1 protein-coding gene is annotated in these 325 nt (G+C 43.7%); it reads left to right on the top strand.

The genetic code is table 11. The features are described from left to right. On the top strand, window positions 1-256 hold a 256-nt coding region (lspA, locus tag LJE08_RS13905; protein WP_227403567.1), incomplete at its 5' end, for a signal peptidase II. Between the last annotated feature and the right edge of the window lie 69 nt (window positions 257-325).

Raw genomic sequence — 325 nt, 5'->3', positions numbered from 1 at the left:
AACGATAACTGCAATTATCGTGGTAGCTTATCTAATGTGGAAAAATCGCCGCTCTGCCTGGATAATGACAGGACTTTCGCTGATTATGGCTGGTGCAGTCGGTAATTTTATCGACCGGCTCAGTCAAGGATACGTGGTCGATATGTTTGCCCTAAGAAACGTCAATTTTCCAGTATTTAACGTTGCCGATGCCTGTTTAACGGTTGGCGTGTTTATCATGCTGATCGTAATTTTGAAAGAGGATGATCACAAATGAACTCAGAACGCCAAATCAAGATTGATGCTGATCTGACCGGCCGCATTGACAAGGTTTTGGGCCATTTTC

Source organism: Holdemanella sp. DFI.5.55 (assembly GCF_020593575.1).
GTDB lineage: Bacteria > Bacillota_I > Bacilli_A > Erysipelotrichales > Erysipelotrichaceae > Holdemanella > Holdemanella hominis.
The sequence above is the reverse complement of the archived record's forward strand: the minus strand, read 5'-3'. Positions and strand labels throughout refer to the sequence as shown.